Here is a 16,464-nt window from a genome sequence, read left to right on the forward strand (position 1 = left end):
GCGGGGACACCTTGCTACTGGACAATTGTTCTCCTTCGAACAGTTTGGCCAGGGCTGCGTCGCCCTGGATGAATCGTTTCCAGTCATCGAAGCTATCGAGTCGTCCACAAGAAGTCAATGGATTACTTTTTGGGCTGGCGCGGGTGATCCACGGGCAATAAGGTGGAGGACGGCGCAGCTCGGCGTCCACCTATGGCGCCGCAATCCGGGAGGGCTGATTGACTCAACATGACCGGGGCGATCATGCCCGCCGGCCCACCATCAAGGACGTTGCCCGGCTGGCGGGTGTTGGCGTAGGAACGGCGTCGCGCGTCTTGAACGACATGCCGGAGGTCAGCGCCGCGAGTGCCCAGGCCGTCCACAATGCCATTGAGATCCTGGGATACAGGCGAAACGACAGCGCGCGGACCCTCCGAACCGGGGCAACCCAAAGTATCGGATTGCTGGTGGAAGATGTGGCCGACCCCTTCTTCTCCCTGCTGAACCGCGCCGTCGAGGACGAAGTGGTGCGCCAAGGGTCGGTGCTGCTGACAGCTTCATCCAGCAAGAGCGCGGAACGGGCACGCCAACTCATCCTGACTTTCTGTTCGCGCCGCGTTGACGGGCTGATCATCACCCTGCCGGAAGGCAGCGATGAAGACTACTTGGTGCTCGAACACACGGCCGGTGTCCCCATGGTTTTTGTGGACCGCCCCCCGCGCAAGGTTGCGGCCGACGTCGTCCTCACTGACAACCGCGGCGGCGCACGGCAGGGCGTCAAGCACCTGATCGCCGGGGGCCACCGGCGCATTGCGTGCATCACTGACAGGGCAGAGCTCTACACGGCGCAGGAGAGGGTGGCCGGATATCAGGAGGCCCTCACCGAATCAGGCAATACCCTTGACCCTGCGCTTGTGTTCTCATCGGCGCTGCAACAGGAACAAATAGACGCAGTCCTGGGACGGATGTTGGCAGATCCAGATCCTCCCACCGCCGTGTTTGCGGGCAACAACAGGTCGGCCGTGATGGTCATCGGTGCGATGCGGCGCAATGGCGTGCGACTGGCCATGGTTGCCTTTGATGACTTCGAACTTGCAGACGTTGTGGAACCCGGAATCACCGTGGTGGCCCAGGATCCGCAGGGCATGGGCGTCACCGCGATGAATCTGCTGCAGGCCCGCCTTCAGGGCAGTCAGGAACCGCTGAAGACGGTGGTCCTGGAAACCAGGCTTATCCAACGTGGCTCCGGCGAGATACCTGCCTCCGAAATTCGGCCGGGACGGCCCTGACCGCATCGACCCGCGGAACATTCGGCATTGAGATGGGGCCGACGACGGCGGGTGGCTAGGCTGGGTGGATGGCGACAGTAATTCTCGTGCGGCACGGCCGCTCCACAGCCAATGCAACCGGACAGCTGGCTGGCCGGGCTGCCGGGGTCAGCCTGGACCAAATCGGGCGGGACCAGGCCGCGTTGGCCGGAGACCGCCTGTCCCCCGTGCCCCTGGTCGGGGTGGTGTCGAGCCCTCTTGAGCGTTGCCTGCAGACTGCCCAGTTCATCCTCGACCGCCAGTCTGGTGCACCGTACGCGCCTGTTGATCCCGACCTCACCGAGTGCGACTACGGCCAGTGGCAGGGCCGCATGCTCAGTGATCTCACCACCGAGGATTTGTGGCCGGTCATCCAGTCGCGACCGTCCGCCGTCGTTTTTCCTGGCGGTGAATCCATGGCCGCAATGCAGGCCCGGTCGGTGGTGGCCATTCGCCGCCACGATGCAGCCTTCGAGGCCGAGCACGGGCCAGGGGCAGTGTGGGCGGCGGTGAGCCACGGTGACATCATCAAGTCGATCCTCGCCGACGCGCTCGGCATGCACCTTGACCTGTTCCAGCGGATCAACGTGGGCCCCGCATCCATATCGATCGTGCACTACGGCGCCAGCCGGCCCAGCGTCTACGCGAGCAACACGGATGGGGGCGATCTGTCGTGGTTGTCCAAAGGCATCCACGCTGGCGATGCGCCTGTGGGCGGCGGCGCAGGGCAAGCGGCGCCATGATCACGATGGGCCTAGAATACTGACATGCCTACACGTGTTCACGAGTTTTCCTGGCCGGATCGGGTCGTCGTTGGCACCCTTGGTCTTCCGGGGGCGCGCACGTTCTACCTGCAGGTGCGCGCAGGGAAGCAGCTGGTCAGTATTGCCATGGAGAAGCTGCAGTCAGCCGAGCTCGCGGAGAAGATCGACGAGATTCTCGACGAGCTAAGCACCCTGAAAGGCAACCCTTTCAGCGTTCCCGAGGGCACTCCCATTGAACTTGTTGACAATGATCAGCTTGAGGCCGTCCAGGAGCTGTTTCGCACCGGGGCCATGATCCTGGGTTGGGACCCCACGACGGCGCAGCTCGTCATTGAGGCCTACCCGATGAGTGATGTCGATGAGGACGACGACGAGTCGCTTCCAGAGGACGGCATCAACGAGTCCGAAATGCTGCGTGTGGCAATGCCTGTGGGCACCGCCCGCGCATTCGCCAAGCGCACCCGCGAGATCGTCGGAGCCGGGCGTCCGATATGCCCACTCTGCGGTTTTCCCATGGACGCTGACGGACACAGCTGCACCTTTCCCGAGGCCTGATGCCAACGCCGGAACTACTGACCGCCGAGCTGACCCTCACCGGCCGAATCACGACGGCGTCGAACGCCACATTTCTTGGCACCATCGGCGACGTGGTGGTCGTCTACAAGCCAATAGCCGGCGAAAGCCCGCTGTGGGACTTTCCCCAGGGCACGCTGGCCCACCGGGAAGTGGCCGCCTACCTGGTCTCCCAAGCACTCGGCTGGGACGTGGTGCCGCATACCTGGCTGCGCGATGGTCCGTTCGGTGAAGGAATGGTGCAGCTCTGGCAGGAGCAGGATCCTGCCCACGATGCCGTGGACCTGGTCGCGGCGGACACCGTGCCGGAGACGGGCTGGAAACAGGTTTTGGAGGGACGGGATGAGAGCGGACGGATGGTCGCCCTCATTCACGAAGACTCGCCGGCACTGCGGCGTATGGCGTTGTTCGACGTCATGGTCAATAACGCCGACCGCAAAGGCGACCACATCCTTGCCATGCCCGACGGACAACGCCACGGCGTGGACCACGGGCTCACCTTTCACCGCGACCACAAGCTGCGCACAGTGCTGTGGGGATGGCAGGGAGATGACCTGACCTCCGACGAAGAGAACGGCATAGATCGTGTCAGCGAAGGACTGAACGGTGGGCTGGGCCGGGACCTGGCGGACTTGCTCAGTTCCGAAGAGATCGCCTCGCTCGCCGCGCGCTGCGCCCGGTTGCGATCAGCAGGGCAGTTCCCGGCCCCGAGCGGTGAGATGCCAGCGGTGCCCTGGCCGCTGTTCTAAGGGCAAGGTGGCTGCTGGCTCCGCAGCCTGTGTGAGTCCAGGCAGCCCTCTGCGCAAGACCTATCGAAAGGAATACTTATGACACTGCACCCTGGACTGGCCGCAGTCGCCAGTCTCATCGGCATGTGGAGGGGCGAAGGCGCCGGCCAGTACCCAACGATTGACTCGTTCCAGTACACCGAAGAGTTGACGTTCACGGACGTGGGCAAGCCATTCCTGCACTACATACAGCGCACGTGGTCCCCGGCCGGAGCTCCCATGCACACCGAAACCGGGTACCTCCGGGTTGCCGAGGGTGCTGCCGTGGAGTTCGTGCTGGCGCAACCCACGGGCCAGACGGAATTGGCGGAAGGCGCGCTCATGGCCACTGTGGACGGATTCACCTGCACGCTCCAAGCACGAATGGTGAACTCGACCAGCGCCAAGCAGGTCGACGCAACCGAGCGGCGCCTCGAACTCGCGGGAGATGTCCTGACAACCAAATTCGCAATGGCCGCAGTGGGTCTCCAGATGACGCACCACCTGGCCTCGAAGCTTCACCGAAACACCCCCACGACTCGTTGACGTTCAATGAAGCTGAGTCCCGACACGAGGGCGTTGCCATGATGCAGAAACGCCCGGGATGCTTGAAGCATCCCGGGCGTCTCACAAAGCAGTCCAGCGGCACTAGACGTTGAAACGGAACTCCACCACGTCGCCGTCGTGCATGACGTATTCCTTGCCTTCAATGCGGACCTTGCCCTTGGCCTTGGCATCGTGCATGGAACCGGCCTCAACCAGGTCCTCGAAGTGGACAACCTCGGCCTTGATGAAACCGCGCTGGAAGTCGGTGTGGATGACTCCGGCAGCCTGGGGGGCGGTGTCGCCCTGGTGGATGGTCCAGGCGCGGGTTTCCTTGGGACCTGCCGTGAGGTAGGTCTGCAGGCCCAGGGTGTGGAAGCCGACGCGTGCCAGCTGGTCCATGCCGGACTCGGACTGGCCGCTCATTTCCAGCATCTCGCGGGCTTCTTCCTCGTCCAGTTCAACGAGGTCGGCCTCAAGCTTGGCGTCAAGGAAGATGGCGTCGGCCGGTGCAACCAGCGCGCGCAGTTCTTCCTGACGCTCCGGGTTGCCCAGGACGGCGTCGTCCACGTTGAAAACGTAGATGAACGGCTTGGCCGTGAGCAGGCCCAGTTCCTTCAGGTGTTCCATCTCCAGCTTGTCGCTCTTGATGGAGGAGAAGATAGTGTCGCCGCGCTCGAGGACCTTCTGGGCGGCCAGGACGGCGTTGAGCTCTGCGGCTTCGCGCTGCTTGAGCTTGACGGCCTTTTCAAGGCGCGGGATGGCCTTTTCAACAGTCTGCATGTCGGCCAGGATCAGCTCGGTGTTGATGGTCTCCATGTCGGAGCTCGGGTCAACCTTGCCGTCAACGTGGACAACATCGGGGTCGTCAAACACGCGGATGACCTGGGCAATGGCCTCGGCCTCGCGGATGTTGGCCAGGAACTTGTTGCCCAGGCCTTCACCTTCCGAGGCGCCCTTGACGATGCCGGCAATGTCCACGAAGGACACAGTTGCCGGCAGGATGCGCTGGGATCCGAAGATCTCGGCCAGCTTGGCCAGGCGGGGATCGGGCAGGCTGACGACGCCAACATTCGGCTCGATTGTTGCGAACGGGTAGTTCGCCGCGAGCACGTTGTTGCGCGTCAGTGCGTTGAAAAGGGTTGATTTGCCGACGTTGGGCAGTCCGACGATGCCAATAGTAAGAGCCACGGTAAGTGATTCTACCGGCAGGGCCCCAATTTCGCCTTGTTCGCAGCCAGAGCAGGGCCGCCGGGCCTCGCTGCCTACTTTGTCAGTGCCCCGTGCGAAGGTGGATCCATGACTGGAATTGGGTGGCTTGTAGCCGTTTTGATGTTGTTGGCAGGCGTCCTGCTGGGTGCCGCGGCCGTGGCGTGGGCCCTGTTGCGCCGCCTGCGTGCGGCCAATGAGGAGGCCGACGCCGCCCATGAGCGGGCCTCTGCCCTGAATGCGAACCTCGCCGCGGCCGACGCCGAGCGCCGACTGCTCGCGACACAGAACCACGCCCTCTCGGCACAGCAGGGCTCGGACTCCAGTGTCCTGCAGGCCCTGGGCCCCGTGTCGGAGAAGCTCAATGCCGTGCAGCGCCAGGTGACCCTGTTGGAGCGCGACCGGGTGGAGCAGTATGGCCAGCTCGCCGAGCAGCTGCGCGATGCCAAGGACGCCGATGCCAAGCTGCTGGCCACCACGTCGTCGCTCGCCTCGGCGCTGCGCTCCAACAGTGCCCGCGGCAAGTGGGGCGAGGTCCAGCTGCGGCGCGTCGTTGAGGCGGCCGGCATGCTGGCACACGTGGACTTCTCGGAGCAGGTCCACACCACAACGGACGACGGCGTCCACCGCCCCGACATGGTGGTCCGCCTCCCCGGCGGCAAGGAGCTGGTGCTTGATGCCAAGGTCCCGCTGACCTCGTTCCTGAACGCCCACGAGTCCGCAGGGTCCGAAGGCGGGGTTGAGGCCCAGCAGCACATGCTCCGCCATGCCAAGGCGGTCCGGGCCCACATTGATGCCCTGGGCAGCAAGAAGTACTGGACCTCGGCTAAGAACTCCCCCGAACTTGTCATTTGCTTTGTCCCCGTGGAATCCATCCTGTCCTCGGCCCTGACGGCCGATCCGGAGCTGCTGGACTACGCCATGGCCCGGAACGTGGTGCTGGCCTCCCCCATCTCCCTGCTTGCCATCCTGAAGTCCGTGGCCTTCAGCTGGCGCCAGGATGTGCTGACGGAGAGCGCCAAGGAGCTCTTCGAGCTCTCGGCCCAGCTGTACACGCGGCTGGGGACCATGGGCGAGGCCGTCTCGGCCGTCGGTGTGTCACTGAAGACCAGCGTGGACCGCTACAACAAGCTGGTGGGCACGCTGGAGGCCAGGGTCCTGCCCACTGCCCGCAAGCTCAACGCCCTGGACCCGAAGACCCTTGAGTCCCCCGCCCAGGTCGAGGCCACGCCGCGCATGCTCACGGCCCCGGAGTTTGAGGAACGCGCCAGCTGAGCGCCATCGCAGCCCGAGTATGAGAAGAGCCTGCCCGCCACAATGGCGGGCAGGGGGGTCAAATTGTAAAAGGGTGATAGTTGGCGGGGGGGGTGGCGGGGCCGCCGAGCGCGCTGGAGCTGTCGCCCGCGGCCTTCATGGTGGCGCGGAGTTCCTTGGGCAGTGAGAACAGGATGTCCTCCTGCGCCGTCACAACTTCCTCAACGTCGCCGTAGCCGTACTCGGCCAGCAGCCCCAGCACGTCCTGGACCAGGATCTCGGGGACGGAGGCACCGCTGGTCACGCCAACCGTGGCCACGCCCTCAAACCAAGTCTCGTCAATCTCGTTGGCAAAGTCCACGCGGTACGAGGCCTTGGCACCGTACTCCAGGGCAACCTCCACGAGCCGGACGGAGTTTGAGGAGTTGGCCGAGCCAACCACAATGACCAGCTCAGCCTGCGGGGCGATCTTCTTGATGGCCACCTGGCGGTTGGTGGTCGCGTAGCAAATGTCGTCGCTGGGCGGATCCTGGAGCTTCGGGAAGCGCTCCTTCAAGATGTTGACGATCTCCATGGCCTCATCCACCGAAAGCGTGGTCTGGGACAGCCAGATCAAGTTGTCCGGGTCCTCGACCTGGACGGTGCGGGCCTCGGCCGGGTTGTTCACAATGGTGGTGCTGTCGGGGGCCTCGCCGTAGGTCCCCTCGACTTCCTCGTGCCCCTCATGGCCGATCAGCAGAATGTGGTTCTTGGCCTTGGCGAAGCGGACGGCTTCCTTGTGGACCTTGGTCACCAGCGGGCAGGTGGCGTCAATGGTGCGCAGCCCACGGTCCTCGGCCGACTGCACCACGGCGGGTGAGACGCCGTGGGCGGAAAACACCACCAGCTCACCCTCGGGGACTTCCTCGTTTTCCTCCACGAAGATGGCGCCCTTTTCCTCCAGCGAGGAAACCACATGGACGTTGTGGACAATCTGCTTGCGCACGTAGACGGGCGCTCCGTGGTGTTCCAGGGCCTTTTCGACGGCGATGACCGCCCGGTCAACACCGGCGCAGTAGCCGCGCGGCGCGGCCAGCAGGACCCGCTTGGTGCCCGTCACGGGAGCGGCGGCAGCGACCTCTTCGGGCGACCTGCGACGACGCGGAACGACGGGCATGGACAGGGAAACGGCAGAGGCACTCATGCCCCCATCTTACGTGGTGCGCCTGCGGCCCAGCATGAGAGCTGCGACACCAGCGGCCGCCGTTGCCGCGGCAATCACAAATGTGGCGGTGATGCCTCCCTGCCAGCTGTTCCGGGCCAGCGCCCCGAGCTGCACGCCAACCTGCTTGGCCGCCTCCGGCCCCACGGCCAGGTTGGCGAGGACCGATTCAACCATCCCTGAGCCCAGCAGCCAGACGAGCGCCACCACGGCCAATCCGGCGCCTGCCAGGAGCAGCGCCAGTGCCCGGCGCGGTGCCACAAACACACCCAGCACCAGAAGCACGACGGCGGCAAGCGCCAACCAGACGCCCCAGGCTCCCAGCGTGGTGGCGATGGGCAGGATGCGGGCCACGTTGGGCTGCTCCATGTTCACCAACACGTCCGCCGGGGTAGGCAGCTTCACACCCAAATCAGCGCCCACCTTCGCGCCGACGAGCGCCATGAGCGGGGCGATGTCCAGCAGCAGGTCCCCCTGGATGTCCGGGTTGCCGGCAGCCTCGAAGGTCAGCTTGTGGCTGCGCTCCAGGGTTTGCGTCCAGGCCGCCTCGTATCCGGGATCACTGTATATCCCCCGCGCGGCCGATCCGATGACTGCCGCCGCCAGGTTCTCCAGCTGGGGAGGCAGGTCAAGGGTCGCCGTTGCCTGCGATGCCGCCAGCGCCGAAAGCCCCTCCTGAAACTCCTTGTTGCTGCCCAGCGGCCCGGCCAGCTGGGCGAAACCGGCACCGTCAACCACGTTGCGCTGCAGCCACATGGAGGGCCCGGCCACCGCAGCAAGAAGAAGGGCAGCGACAATGAGAACGGCGGATCCGGCGGTGCGCATCAAAAAACCCCAAAATTGTTGGCAACAAGCAGTGATTTTTCACCCTATCCCATGGCTGTGGACAGCGGGTGCGGCTGTGTCAGTGCATAAAGATAGAGTGGGTTGGCAGCAGGCACCGGCAAACAGGCACCAAGTCACCAAGGCACAAGGACGGCGAATCAGCATGGCGGAAACCCCGGAACGGAAGGTCCTTGCACCCACAGCAGCAGAGACCTCCCCGGACAACCCGTGGCCGCTGCAACTGCTCAGCCAGAAGCTGAAGGCGCACATTGAAAAGGCCCCGCCGGCCTGGGTTGAGGCCCAGGTCATCGAGCTGAACAAGCGGGCAAACGTCAGCTACCTGACCCTGCGCGACATCGACGCCGAAGTGTCCCTGAGCGTCACGGTGTGGGGTTCGGTGCTGGGCCGCCTCGAGGCGCCGCTGGAACGCGGATCCCGGGTGGTGGCGCAGCTCAAGCCGGACTTCTGGCTCAAGACCGGCCGGCTCTCCATGCAGGGACAGGACATCCGGCCCGTGGGCCTGGGTGATCTCCTGGCCCGCATCGAAGCACTCCGCCAGGCCCTGGCAGCCGAGGGCCTGTTCGATCCGCGCCGCAAGAAACGCCTGCCCCTGCTGCCCCACAGGATCGGACTCATTACCGGCCGCAACTCCGATGCCATGAAGGACGTCATGCGCAACGCCGCGCTGCGCTGGCCCGCCGTCGAGTTTGAGGTGCGGGAGGTGCCCGTGCAGGGCGTCAACGCCGTCAGTGGCGTCATTGGGGCCCTGGCCGAGCTGGACGAGGACCCCCGGGTTGACGTCATTGTCATTGCCCGCGGCGGCGGTTCACTCGAAGACCTTTTGCCCTTCAGCCACGAACAGCTGGTGCGTGCCGTGGCGGCGGCCCAGACCCCCGTGGTCAGCGCCATTGGCCATGAGGCCGACCGGCCCCTGCTCGACGAGGTGGCCGACCTCCGCGCGTCCACCCCCACCGACGCCGCCAAGCGGATCGTGCCGGACGTGGGCGAGGAGCTGCGCCGCGTGGAACAGGCCCGCACCCAGCTCAACCGCCGGATCGAGGACATGCTGGGCCGGGAGTCCGAGCGGCTGGCCCACCTGCGCACCCGGCCGGTGCTGGCCAACCCGGGCGTCATGATCTCTTCCCGGGCCGACGCCGTCGCGGCCTTGGGCGCGCGCGCCATGACCGCTGTGTCCACGCAGCTGCGCCGGCACGGCGACCAGCTCGAACACCTGCGCGCCCAGGTGCGTGCACTTTCACCGCAGAAGACCCTGGACCGCGGCTACGCCGTGGTGCAGCTGGAAAACCGGGAGATTGTCCGGGACCCGGCCCAGGCGCCGGACGGCACACAACTGTTGATCAGGGTCGCGGAGGGTGGCTTCACGGCCACCTCGAACGTCCCGGCAGCAACCCAAATCCACCCAGAATAAGCAGACAAGGACCAAGCATGAGCTCCGCACAGAAATCCAGCCCCAACGCCGACATTGCGGCCCTCAGCTACGAGCAGGCCCGTGAACAGCTCATGGGCGTGGTCAACCAGCTGGAAGCGGGAAGCTCCAGCCTCGAGGACTCGCTGGCGCTGTGGGAGCGCGGCGAGGCCCTGGCCAAGCGCTGCGAGGAATGGCTCGAGGGCGCCAAGGCCCGCCTTGAGGCCGCCCGTGCCGACAAGGCCGAGGGCGCCAAGTCCGACGGCGAATAGCACCGCCTGCCGTTAGGCGTCCTTGAGCCGGGTCCGTTCGTGGGCCAGGTCGAAGTCGCCCGTGGGCCACTTCAGGTCCAGGCCCTGCAAGGCGTTGATGAGGATTTCCTGCACGGCCAGGCGCGCGTACCACTTCTTGTCCGCGGGGACCACGTGCCATGGGGCGTGGGGCGTGCTGGTCTTGTCAAAGACCTTTTGGTAGGCATCCATGTACGCGGGCCAGTGCTGGCGCTCGTCCAGGTCCGAGGGGTTGTATTTCCAGTACTTTGTGGGGTCGTGCAGGCGGGCGGTGAGCCGCTCCAGTTGTTGCTCTGGGCTGATGTTCAGCATGACTTTCACAACGGTGGTTCCTGCCTCGGCCAGTTCCGTCTCGAAGGCGTTGATGGCGTCATAGCGTCGTTCAATCTCGGCTTCGTCGGCCCAGCCGTGGACGCGGTGGATCAGCACGTCCTCGTAGTGTGAACGGTCAAACACCCCGAGCATGCCGTGCCCCGGGGTGGCCGGGCGGATGCGCCACAGGAAGTCGTGGGCCTTTTCCTCATCCGTGGGTGCCTTGAACGAGGTCAGCTTGACGCCCTGCGGGTCCACCGCGCCAACCACCTTGCCAACGATTCCGCCCTTGCCGGCCGTGTCCATGGCCTGCAGGATCAGCAGCACCGAACGCTTGCCGTCAAAGCGGCTTTCGGCAAACAGTTGTTCCTGCAGCTCCGAGAGCACGGTTGCGCGCTCCGCCAGGGCAGCAGCCCCCTGGGCCTTCTTCCCGTCGAATCCCGGGGAGGCGTCGCATGGCTGTGCAGCCAGGGAAAAACCGGCACCAACGCGCAGCAGCTCGGCCGGTTGCTCGGTGAATCCAGGGGGCAGTGTCATGGTGGTGGGCCTTTCCTAGGGTTTGTAGGTGCTCAGGAACTCCGCAATCCTGCCAAGGGCCTCTTCCAGGTCCTTGACGTTGGGCAGTGTGACGAGGCGGAAGTGGTCGGGGCGGATCCAGTTGAAGGCGGTGCCGTGGGAAACAAGGATCTTTTGTGATTCCAGCAAATCCAGTGCGAATTTCTCGTCGCTCTTGATGGGGTACACCTCGGGGTCAAGCTTCGGGAACAGGTACAGCGCGCCCTTGGCCTGGTTGACGGAGACACCGGGAATCTCGTTGAGCAGGCGGTAGGCAATGTCCCGCTGCTCCTTGAGCCGGCCGCCGGGCAGGATGAGGTCCTCGATGCTCTGGTGCCCGCCAAGGGCCGTCTGGATGGCGTGCTGGCCTGGGACGTTGGCGCACATGCGCATGTTGGCCAGCAGGTTGATGCCCTCGAGGTAGTCCGCTGCCTGCGACTTGGGTCCGGAAATGGCCAGCCAGCCCGAGCGGTAGCCGCAGATCCGGTATGCCTTGGACAGGCCGCTGAACGTCATGCACAGCACATCGTCGCCAGTGATCGTGGCGGTGTTGATGTGCTCGGCCCCGTCGTAGAGGATCTTCTCGTAGATCTCATCGGAGAAGACCACCAGGTTGTGCTTGCGGGCCAGGTCCACCATGGCCTGGACAATGTGCCTCGGGTAGACGGCGCCGGTGGGGTTGTTCGGGTTGATGATGACCAGGCCCTTGGTGCGGGGCGTGATCTTTGATTCCAGGTCTTCCAGGTCGGGCCACCACTCGTTGTCCTCGTCGCACAGGTAGTGCACGGGGCGTCCGCCGGCCAGGCTGACGGAGGCCGTCCACAGCGGGTAGTCGGGGGTGGGGACCAAAACCTCGTCGCCGTTGTTGAGCAGTGCCATCAGGGACAGGGTGATGAGCTCGCTGACCCCGTTGCCGAGGTAGACGTCGTCGACGTGGATGTTGTGGATGCCGCGCGTTTGGTAGTACTGGACAACGGCGGTGCGGGCGGAGAAGATGCCGCGGGAGTCGCTGTAGCCCTGGGCGTGGGGCAGGTGGCGGATCATGTCAACCAGGATGGCGTCCGGCGCCTCGAAGCCGAAGGGGGCCGGGTTTCCGATGTTCAGCTTCAGGATCCGGTGGCCCTCCGCCTCCAACTGCTGGGCCCGTTCCAGCACGGGGCCGCGGATGTCGTAGAGGACGTTGTGGAGCTTGGTTGACTGTGTGAATTCTGCCATTTACCCAATATTGCACACGGGGGGCCGCTAATCAGGGCGCAACGGCCAAGTTGGCGCAGTCCAATGCCTAAGAACTGGCCTTGACCAGCCCCTGCTGGACCAGCCAGGCCGTGGCAGCCTCGGAGAGGTCACCGAAATGGCGGTCTTGGGCAAGCCTGTTGAGGTTGGCCAATTCCTCCGCGGTGAGGGCGCCGCTGACCTTGTTCAGCACGGCCTGCACCGCCTCCGGCACGGTGGCCGTGGCCACCACGGGCACCAGGTCCTGGGCTTGGAACAAGCCCTTGGGGTCGCTGAGCACCACGAGCGAGTTGTCTTCGATGCCGGGTGCGGAACTGTGGATGTTGGCCAGTTGGATGTCGTCGCGCAGCAGTTCCCACAGGGTGCTGTCGTCGCTGTGACCGGGGGTGGGCTTCAGCACCCGGTATTCCTTGGGCACGCAGTTGTAGTCGCTGCCGAGCCCCAACAGTCCGTGCACCTGCGTCTTGAACTCCGCGGGGCCGCCCATGGTGAGCTTGCTGCACACCCCGGCCAGGTCAGCCAGGCTCTTGAGCTTGTACTTCTCAGCGGTCACCGCAGTCACCACCACGCTGTCCACGTCCTGTGCCTTGGCCGGGTCCAAAAGTTCGACGCCGGAGGGCAGCGCCGCCTTGAGCGCCGCCAGCACCTCGGCCGCGTCTCCGGACGGAACGGTCGGTGCCGCCCCGGCCAGGGCCATCCGGGAGAACACGGGGGCAATGTCAAGGGTTCCGGCCGCGACGCCGGACACCGCCGTGCCCGCAGGCACGGCGGTGTCCTTGACAACGGCCTTCAGGCCCGCCGCGTTCAGGGCTGCCGCGTAGACATGCGCCAGCAGCACGCCTTCCTGCGGGTCCACGCCGGCAGGCACCTCGGCTGCGCCAACGGTCAGCGGCGCCTCACCCGGGGGGTTGGAGGCGCTGGGTATCGTGACGATCGGTTCCGGGGTGCAAGCACTGCCCAGCAGCAGCACCGCCGCCATGCCCAGTGCTGCAACGACCCTTCGACGCACCCTTTGCCTCCTGCGCTCCCGGCGCCCTTGCGCCGTTGTGTTTACCCCAAATCCTCCACATACGTTACCCCGGCCTGGCCCAGCTCGGGTGCCTCGCGAAGCTCGCCGTGGGTTCCACAGTGCTCGAACTCAAGCACTGTGACGGAGTTTGTCCCTGCCTTCAGCAGCGGGGCCGGCACGTAGAGCGTCACCTGCGGCCCCACCTCCCAGAAGCGGCCCAGGAGGAAGCCGTTGACCCAGACCAGTCCCTTGCCGAATCCGGGCAGGGCCAGGTAGGTGTCCGCGGGCTCCTCGATGGGCAGTTCGCCGTGGAACCAACCAGTGGTGCCTGCGGCATCCGGGGTTGCGGATTCCGCACCGGCACCCACCGCGCCAAGTGCCAGCAGTTCGGCCAGGGGCCGTTCCAGGTCCACGGCGCGCTGCTCCCAGTGGAAGACGAAGCGCTGGTTGATCAGGACGCCATCCAGGATGCCCTTGCCCTGGCCGAACAGGGGCCCGTAGTTGATGCGTCCCTGGTTCTCAACGAGGATGTCCAGGGTGTGCAGCTCTCCGTCGGAGGTGACCTTGAGACCGGTCTCCCCTGTGGCGTCGGTGAGCACCCCAAGATACTTGTTGTCCACCCAGACATATGCCCTGTCGTGGAGGCCCCGGATCTTGATGGTGCCTTCACCGGCAACCAGCACGGCCTTGGCCGTGTAGTGCACCAGTCCGCGGTCCAGGCCAAGCTGCTCAAAGGACAGCGGCTTGACGCTCTTGACGACCGCCCCGGACCGGGCAAAGTCCAGCAGCGGCGTGCCCGCCGTCAGTGCGAAGCTGCGGGCAGGCACCACGGGGACCGGGCGTTCCAGGTGCTCGGGAACAGGAGTCAGTTCCTTGCCGGATGCGGCAAAGAAGGCCTGGCGCATGGCGTGGAACTTCTCCGTCAGGCGTCCGTCCTCGGCAATGGGCGCGTCCGAGTCGTAGCTCGTGATGGTGGGCTGGATGGCGCCGTCGTGGTTGGCACCGGAGCCAAGCCCGAAGTTGGTGCCGCCGTGGGCCATGTACAGGCAGATGGAGCCGCCCACGTCCAGGATCTTGGCGGCCTCGCCGGCCGCGTCGGAGGCGGCGCGGGTGTGGTGTTCCTCGCCCCAGTGGTCAAACCAGCCATTCCAGAATTCGACGTTGAAGAAGGGCTCGCCGGGGCGCCGGCGTTCCCACACCTCGTCGGCCTCCGGGCCGCGCGAGCCCAGTGTGGCCGTGGCCCAGGAGTCCGGCAGCGCGCCGCCGTCGAGGAAGTAGTCCGTGCCGCCGTCGGCCGTGAACAGGATTTCGCTGATGCCACGGTCCGCCAGTGCCTGGCGGTTCCAGCGCAGGTAGTCCTTGTCGTCGCCGTAGCTGCCGTATTCATTCTCAATCTGGACGGCCACCACGGGGCCCCCATGGCAGGCCTGGAGCGGCTCAATGACAGGGACCAGGTGGTCAAACCACGCTTCGATGGCTGCCGTGAACAGGGGATCCGAGGAACGCAGCACCATGTCCGGATTGGACACGGCCCAGGACGGGAAGCCGCCGTTGTCCCACTCGGCGCAAATGTAGGGGCCGGGGCGGACAATGACATCCAGCCCTGCCTCGCCGGCCATGGTGATGAAGCGGGCCAGGTCCCGCCAACCGGTGAAGTCGGGGGCCGCATCGCCGTAGGGCTGGTGGAAGTTCCATGCGACGTACGTGTCCAGCGTGTTCACTCCCATGGCGGCCAGCCGGTCAATCCGGTCCTGCCACTGGTCCGGGTGGACCCGGAAATAGTGGATGGCCCCGGCGATGATCCGGTGCGGGCTGCCGTTGCGGAAGAGCTTGCGGTCTGCGTAGCTCAGGGCAGGGGCGGGCACGGCTGCGCGCAGCACTGCCTCCTGCTGGACGGACTCGGGGACATCGGTCCCGGGCGCGATTGCATACGTAGACAACTAAACTCCTGGCAGTGGTGTGGGGCAGAAACGGAGAGACATTCTGTTATGGATAACAATTCTAGGCGCAGAAAGGCCGGTTTCATAGGGGACTCGCCACTTCTCGCAGTGAATTCCCAGTGAGTTGCCAGCCGGAAATGGGTCTTGCACCTAGAATCAACTCAATGAACGCGTCTGCTGGCGCGCGAGTCTACACCCACCCCAAGGAATTCAATGAGTGAGCAGCAGTTCTCCCGCGGCCCGGCAATGCGCGATGTAGCGGCTGCCGCCGGCGTCTCAGCCCAGACCGTTTCGCGGGTGCTGAACGACCATCCGAACGTGCAGGAAAGCACCCGCAGACGCGTCCTGGCCGTGGTTGAGGACTTGGGCTACCGCCGCAACAACACTGCACGTGCGCTCGTGACGGGGCGTTCAAAGACCATTGGCGTGCTGACGTTGGCCACCAACAACTACTCACGCTCATCCCTTGCCCTCGGCGTCGAGCTGGGCGCCCGGGAGGCCGGGTATACGGTGAACTCCGTAACCTCGAGCCTGAGTGTCCAGGGGCTGACCGATGCCGTCAGCCGGCTCGTGTTCCAGGGCGTTGACGGGATCATCATCGCCGCCCCGCTGCAGGACGCCGCGGAGCAGATTGGCAAGATCACCGCAAGGATTCCCACCGTCAACACGGACGGCTCGTCCAACATGGGCGACGGCAAAGTGGGCGTTGACCAGGACATTGCCGCCGTCATGGCGACCAAGCACCTGTTGGAACTCGGGCACAAGACCGTCTGGCATGTGGCCGGTCCGGCGGAATGGTCGGATGCCGCAAGCCGCCTCACCAGCTGGCGTCGCACCCTGAAAGAGGCCGGCTGTGAGGTGCCGCCGGAACTCCACGGCGACTGGAGCCCGGAGTCGGGCTACCAGAACGGGCTGATCCTGGGCCGCATGCCTGAGGTTACGGCCATCCTGGTGGCCAGCGATGAAATGGCCTTTGGCGTGCTGCGTGCACTGAACGAGCTCGGCCGGCGCGTGCCGGAGGATGTCTCCGTGGTGGGCATTGACGACATTGACCTGGCCGCCTTCTCAAACCCGCCACTGACAACCATCCGCCAGTCCTTCGAGGACACGGGCCGCCGCGCAGTGCAGAGGCTCGTGGCGCAGATTGCCCACCCGGAGCTTGCCCGCACCCCCGACCTCGTGGCGCCCACCCTGGTGGTGCGCGCCAGCACCGCTCCCCCTCCCGCCGCGGCCTGAACCGCAGCGGGGCCGGCCTCGGGGCTGGGCTGCCCCGAGGC

At 65.4% G+C, this 16,464-nt stretch carries 16 protein-coding genes; 9 read left to right on the forward strand and 7 right to left on the reverse strand.

Going from position 1 to position 16,464, the window contains the following annotated elements; all coding sequences use genetic code 11:
- The first annotated feature begins 218 nt into the window (after window positions 1-218).
- The 5 genes from PCK14_RS05270 (at window position 219) to PCK14_RS05290 (ending at window position 3,936) form a co-directional block, all read left to right on the forward strand.
- Window positions 219-1,268 carry a LacI family DNA-binding transcriptional regulator gene (locus PCK14_RS05270; RefSeq protein ID WP_269937423.1) on the forward strand — a complete coding sequence of 350 codons (1,050 nt, stop codon included), beginning with the start codon at window positions 219-221 and terminating at the stop codon, window positions 1,266-1,268.
- 68 nt (window positions 1,269-1,336) lie between these two features.
- On the forward strand, window positions 1,337-2,029 hold the full coding sequence (locus tag PCK14_RS05275) for a histidine phosphatase family protein (protein WP_269937424.1): 693 nt from the start codon (window positions 1,337-1,339) through the stop codon (window positions 2,027-2,029).
- A gap of 24 nt (window positions 2,030-2,053) precedes the next feature.
- On the forward strand, window positions 2,054-2,605 hold the full coding sequence (locus PCK14_RS05280) for a DUF3090 domain-containing protein (protein ID WP_269937425.1): 552 nt from the start codon (window positions 2,054-2,056) through the stop codon (window positions 2,603-2,605).
- Window positions 2,605-3,372, forward strand: coding sequence for an SCO1664 family protein (locus tag PCK14_RS05285; RefSeq protein ID WP_269937426.1), 768 nt, complete (start codon window positions 2,605-2,607; stop codon window positions 3,370-3,372). Before PCK14_RS05280 ends, PCK14_RS05285 begins: the two co-directional genes overlap by 1 nt.
- Window positions 3,373-3,450: 78 nt before the next feature.
- Complete coding sequence (locus PCK14_RS05290) at window positions 3,451-3,936, forward strand: FABP family protein (protein ID WP_269937427.1); 486 nt, start codon at window positions 3,451-3,453, stop codon at window positions 3,934-3,936.
- A 102-nt stretch (window positions 3,937-4,038) separates the two neighbouring features.
- Here the strand turns inward: PCK14_RS05290 and ychF are convergent, their stop codons facing one another.
- On the reverse strand, window positions 4,039-5,124 hold the full coding sequence (gene ychF / locus PCK14_RS05295; RefSeq protein WP_269937428.1) for a redox-regulated ATPase YchF: 1,086 nt from the start codon (window positions 5,122-5,124) through the stop codon (window positions 4,039-4,041).
- Window positions 5,125-5,232: 108 nt separating this feature from the next.
- On the opposite strand from ychF, the gene PCK14_RS05300 reads away from it, so the two are divergent.
- Complete coding sequence (locus PCK14_RS05300) at window positions 5,233-6,417, forward strand: DNA recombination protein RmuC (protein WP_269937429.1); 1,185 nt, start codon at window positions 5,233-5,235, stop codon at window positions 6,415-6,417.
- 58 nt (window positions 6,418-6,475) lie between these two features.
- On the opposite strand, the gene PCK14_RS05305 is transcribed toward PCK14_RS05300, so the two are convergent.
- Both PCK14_RS05305 and PCK14_RS05310 read right to left on the reverse strand, forming a co-directional pair.
- A complete protein-coding gene (locus tag PCK14_RS05305; protein WP_269937430.1) occupies window positions 6,476-7,579 on the reverse strand; it encodes a 4-hydroxy-3-methylbut-2-enyl diphosphate reductase in 1,104 nt (367 codons plus the stop codon).
- Window positions 7,580-7,588: 9 nt separating this feature from the next.
- Window positions 7,589-8,422 (reverse strand): hypothetical protein, encoded by an 834-nt coding sequence (locus PCK14_RS05310; RefSeq protein ID WP_269937431.1) that lies wholly within the window; start codon window positions 8,420-8,422, stop codon window positions 7,589-7,591.
- Window positions 8,423-8,585: 163 nt separating this feature from the next.
- Between PCK14_RS05310 and xseA the strand changes: the two genes are divergently transcribed.
- Together xseA and PCK14_RS05320 are read left to right on the forward strand one after the other, a co-directional pair.
- Window positions 8,586-9,851: an exodeoxyribonuclease VII large subunit gene (xseA, locus tag PCK14_RS05315; RefSeq protein ID WP_269937432.1), complete on the forward strand. Its 1,266-nt coding sequence runs from the start codon at window positions 8,586-8,588 to the stop codon at window positions 9,849-9,851.
- Window positions 9,852-9,868: 17 nt separating this feature from the next.
- Entirely contained in the window at window positions 9,869-10,120 is a 252-nt protein-coding gene (locus PCK14_RS05320) for an exodeoxyribonuclease VII small subunit (protein WP_269937433.1), read from the forward strand.
- A 12-nt stretch (window positions 10,121-10,132) separates the two neighbouring features.
- Here PCK14_RS05320 and PCK14_RS05325 read toward each other — a convergent pair whose 3' ends face one another.
- From PCK14_RS05325 to PCK14_RS05340, 4 genes are all read right to left on the reverse strand, one after another.
- Window positions 10,133-10,987 carry a polyphosphate kinase 2 family protein gene (locus tag PCK14_RS05325; protein WP_269937434.1) on the reverse strand — a complete coding sequence of 285 codons (855 nt, stop codon included), beginning with the start codon at window positions 10,985-10,987 and terminating at the stop codon, window positions 10,133-10,135.
- 15 nt (window positions 10,988-11,002) lie between these two features.
- Window positions 11,003-12,220: a pyridoxal phosphate-dependent aminotransferase gene (locus tag PCK14_RS05330; protein ID WP_269937435.1), complete on the reverse strand. Its 1,218-nt coding sequence runs from the start codon at window positions 12,218-12,220 to the stop codon at window positions 11,003-11,005.
- Window positions 12,221-12,287: 67 nt separating this feature from the next.
- Complete coding sequence (locus PCK14_RS05335) at window positions 12,288-13,247, reverse strand: ABC transporter substrate-binding protein (protein WP_269937436.1); 960 nt, start codon at window positions 13,245-13,247, stop codon at window positions 12,288-12,290.
- Between the two features lie 41 nt (window positions 13,248-13,288).
- Window positions 13,289-15,187: a glycoside hydrolase family 35 protein gene (locus tag PCK14_RS05340; protein WP_269937437.1), complete on the reverse strand. Its 1,899-nt coding sequence runs from the start codon at window positions 15,185-15,187 to the stop codon at window positions 13,289-13,291.
- A 213-nt stretch (window positions 15,188-15,400) separates the two neighbouring features.
- Here PCK14_RS05340 and PCK14_RS05345 point away from each other — a divergent pair, with 213 nt between their 5' ends.
- On the forward strand, window positions 15,401-16,423 hold the full coding sequence (locus PCK14_RS05345) for a LacI family DNA-binding transcriptional regulator (protein ID WP_269937438.1): 1,023 nt from the start codon (window positions 15,401-15,403) through the stop codon (window positions 16,421-16,423).
- Window positions 16,424-16,464 lie beyond the last annotated feature (41 nt).

Source organism: Arthrobacter sp. HY1533 (genome assembly GCF_027568515.1).
Classification (GTDB): domain Bacteria; phylum Actinomycetota; class Actinomycetes; order Actinomycetales; family Micrococcaceae; genus Specibacter.

Coding starts and splice junctions, on each gene's coding strand:
- PCK14_RS05275 (WP_269937424.1), top strand. CDS start 1,337: ATGGCGACAGTAATTCTCGTGCGGCACGGCCGCTCCACAGCCAATGCA.
- PCK14_RS05280 (WP_269937425.1), top strand. CDS start 2,054: ATGCCTACACGTGTTCACGAGTTTTCCTGGCCGGATCGGGTCGTCGTT.
- PCK14_RS05285 (WP_269937426.1), top strand. CDS start 2,605: ATGCCAACGCCGGAACTACTGACCGCCGAGCTGACCCTCACCGGCCGA.
- PCK14_RS05290 (WP_269937427.1), top strand. CDS start 3,451: ATGACACTGCACCCTGGACTGGCCGCAGTCGCCAGTCTCATCGGCATG.
- PCK14_RS05300 (WP_269937429.1), top strand. CDS start 5,233: ATGACTGGAATTGGGTGGCTTGTAGCCGTTTTGATGTTGTTGGCAGGC.
- PCK14_RS05305 (WP_269937430.1), bottom strand. CDS start 7,579: ATGAGTGCCTCTGCCGTTTCCCTGTCCATGCCCGTCGTTCCGCGTCGT.
- PCK14_RS05310 (WP_269937431.1), bottom strand. CDS start 8,422: ATGCGCACCGCCGGATCCGCCGTTCTCATTGTCGCTGCCCTTCTTCTT.
- xseA (WP_269937432.1), top strand. CDS start 8,586: ATGGCGGAAACCCCGGAACGGAAGGTCCTTGCACCCACAGCAGCAGAG.
- PCK14_RS05320 (WP_269937433.1), top strand. CDS start 9,869: ATGAGCTCCGCACAGAAATCCAGCCCCAACGCCGACATTGCGGCCCTC.
- PCK14_RS05325 (WP_269937434.1), bottom strand. CDS start 10,987: ATGACACTGCCCCCTGGATTCACCGAGCAACCGGCCGAGCTGCTGCGC.
- PCK14_RS05330 (WP_269937435.1), bottom strand. CDS start 12,220: ATGGCAGAATTCACACAGTCAACCAAGCTCCACAACGTCCTCTACGAC.
- PCK14_RS05345 (WP_269937438.1), top strand. CDS start 15,401: ATGAGTGAGCAGCAGTTCTCCCGCGGCCCGGCAATGCGCGATGTAGCG.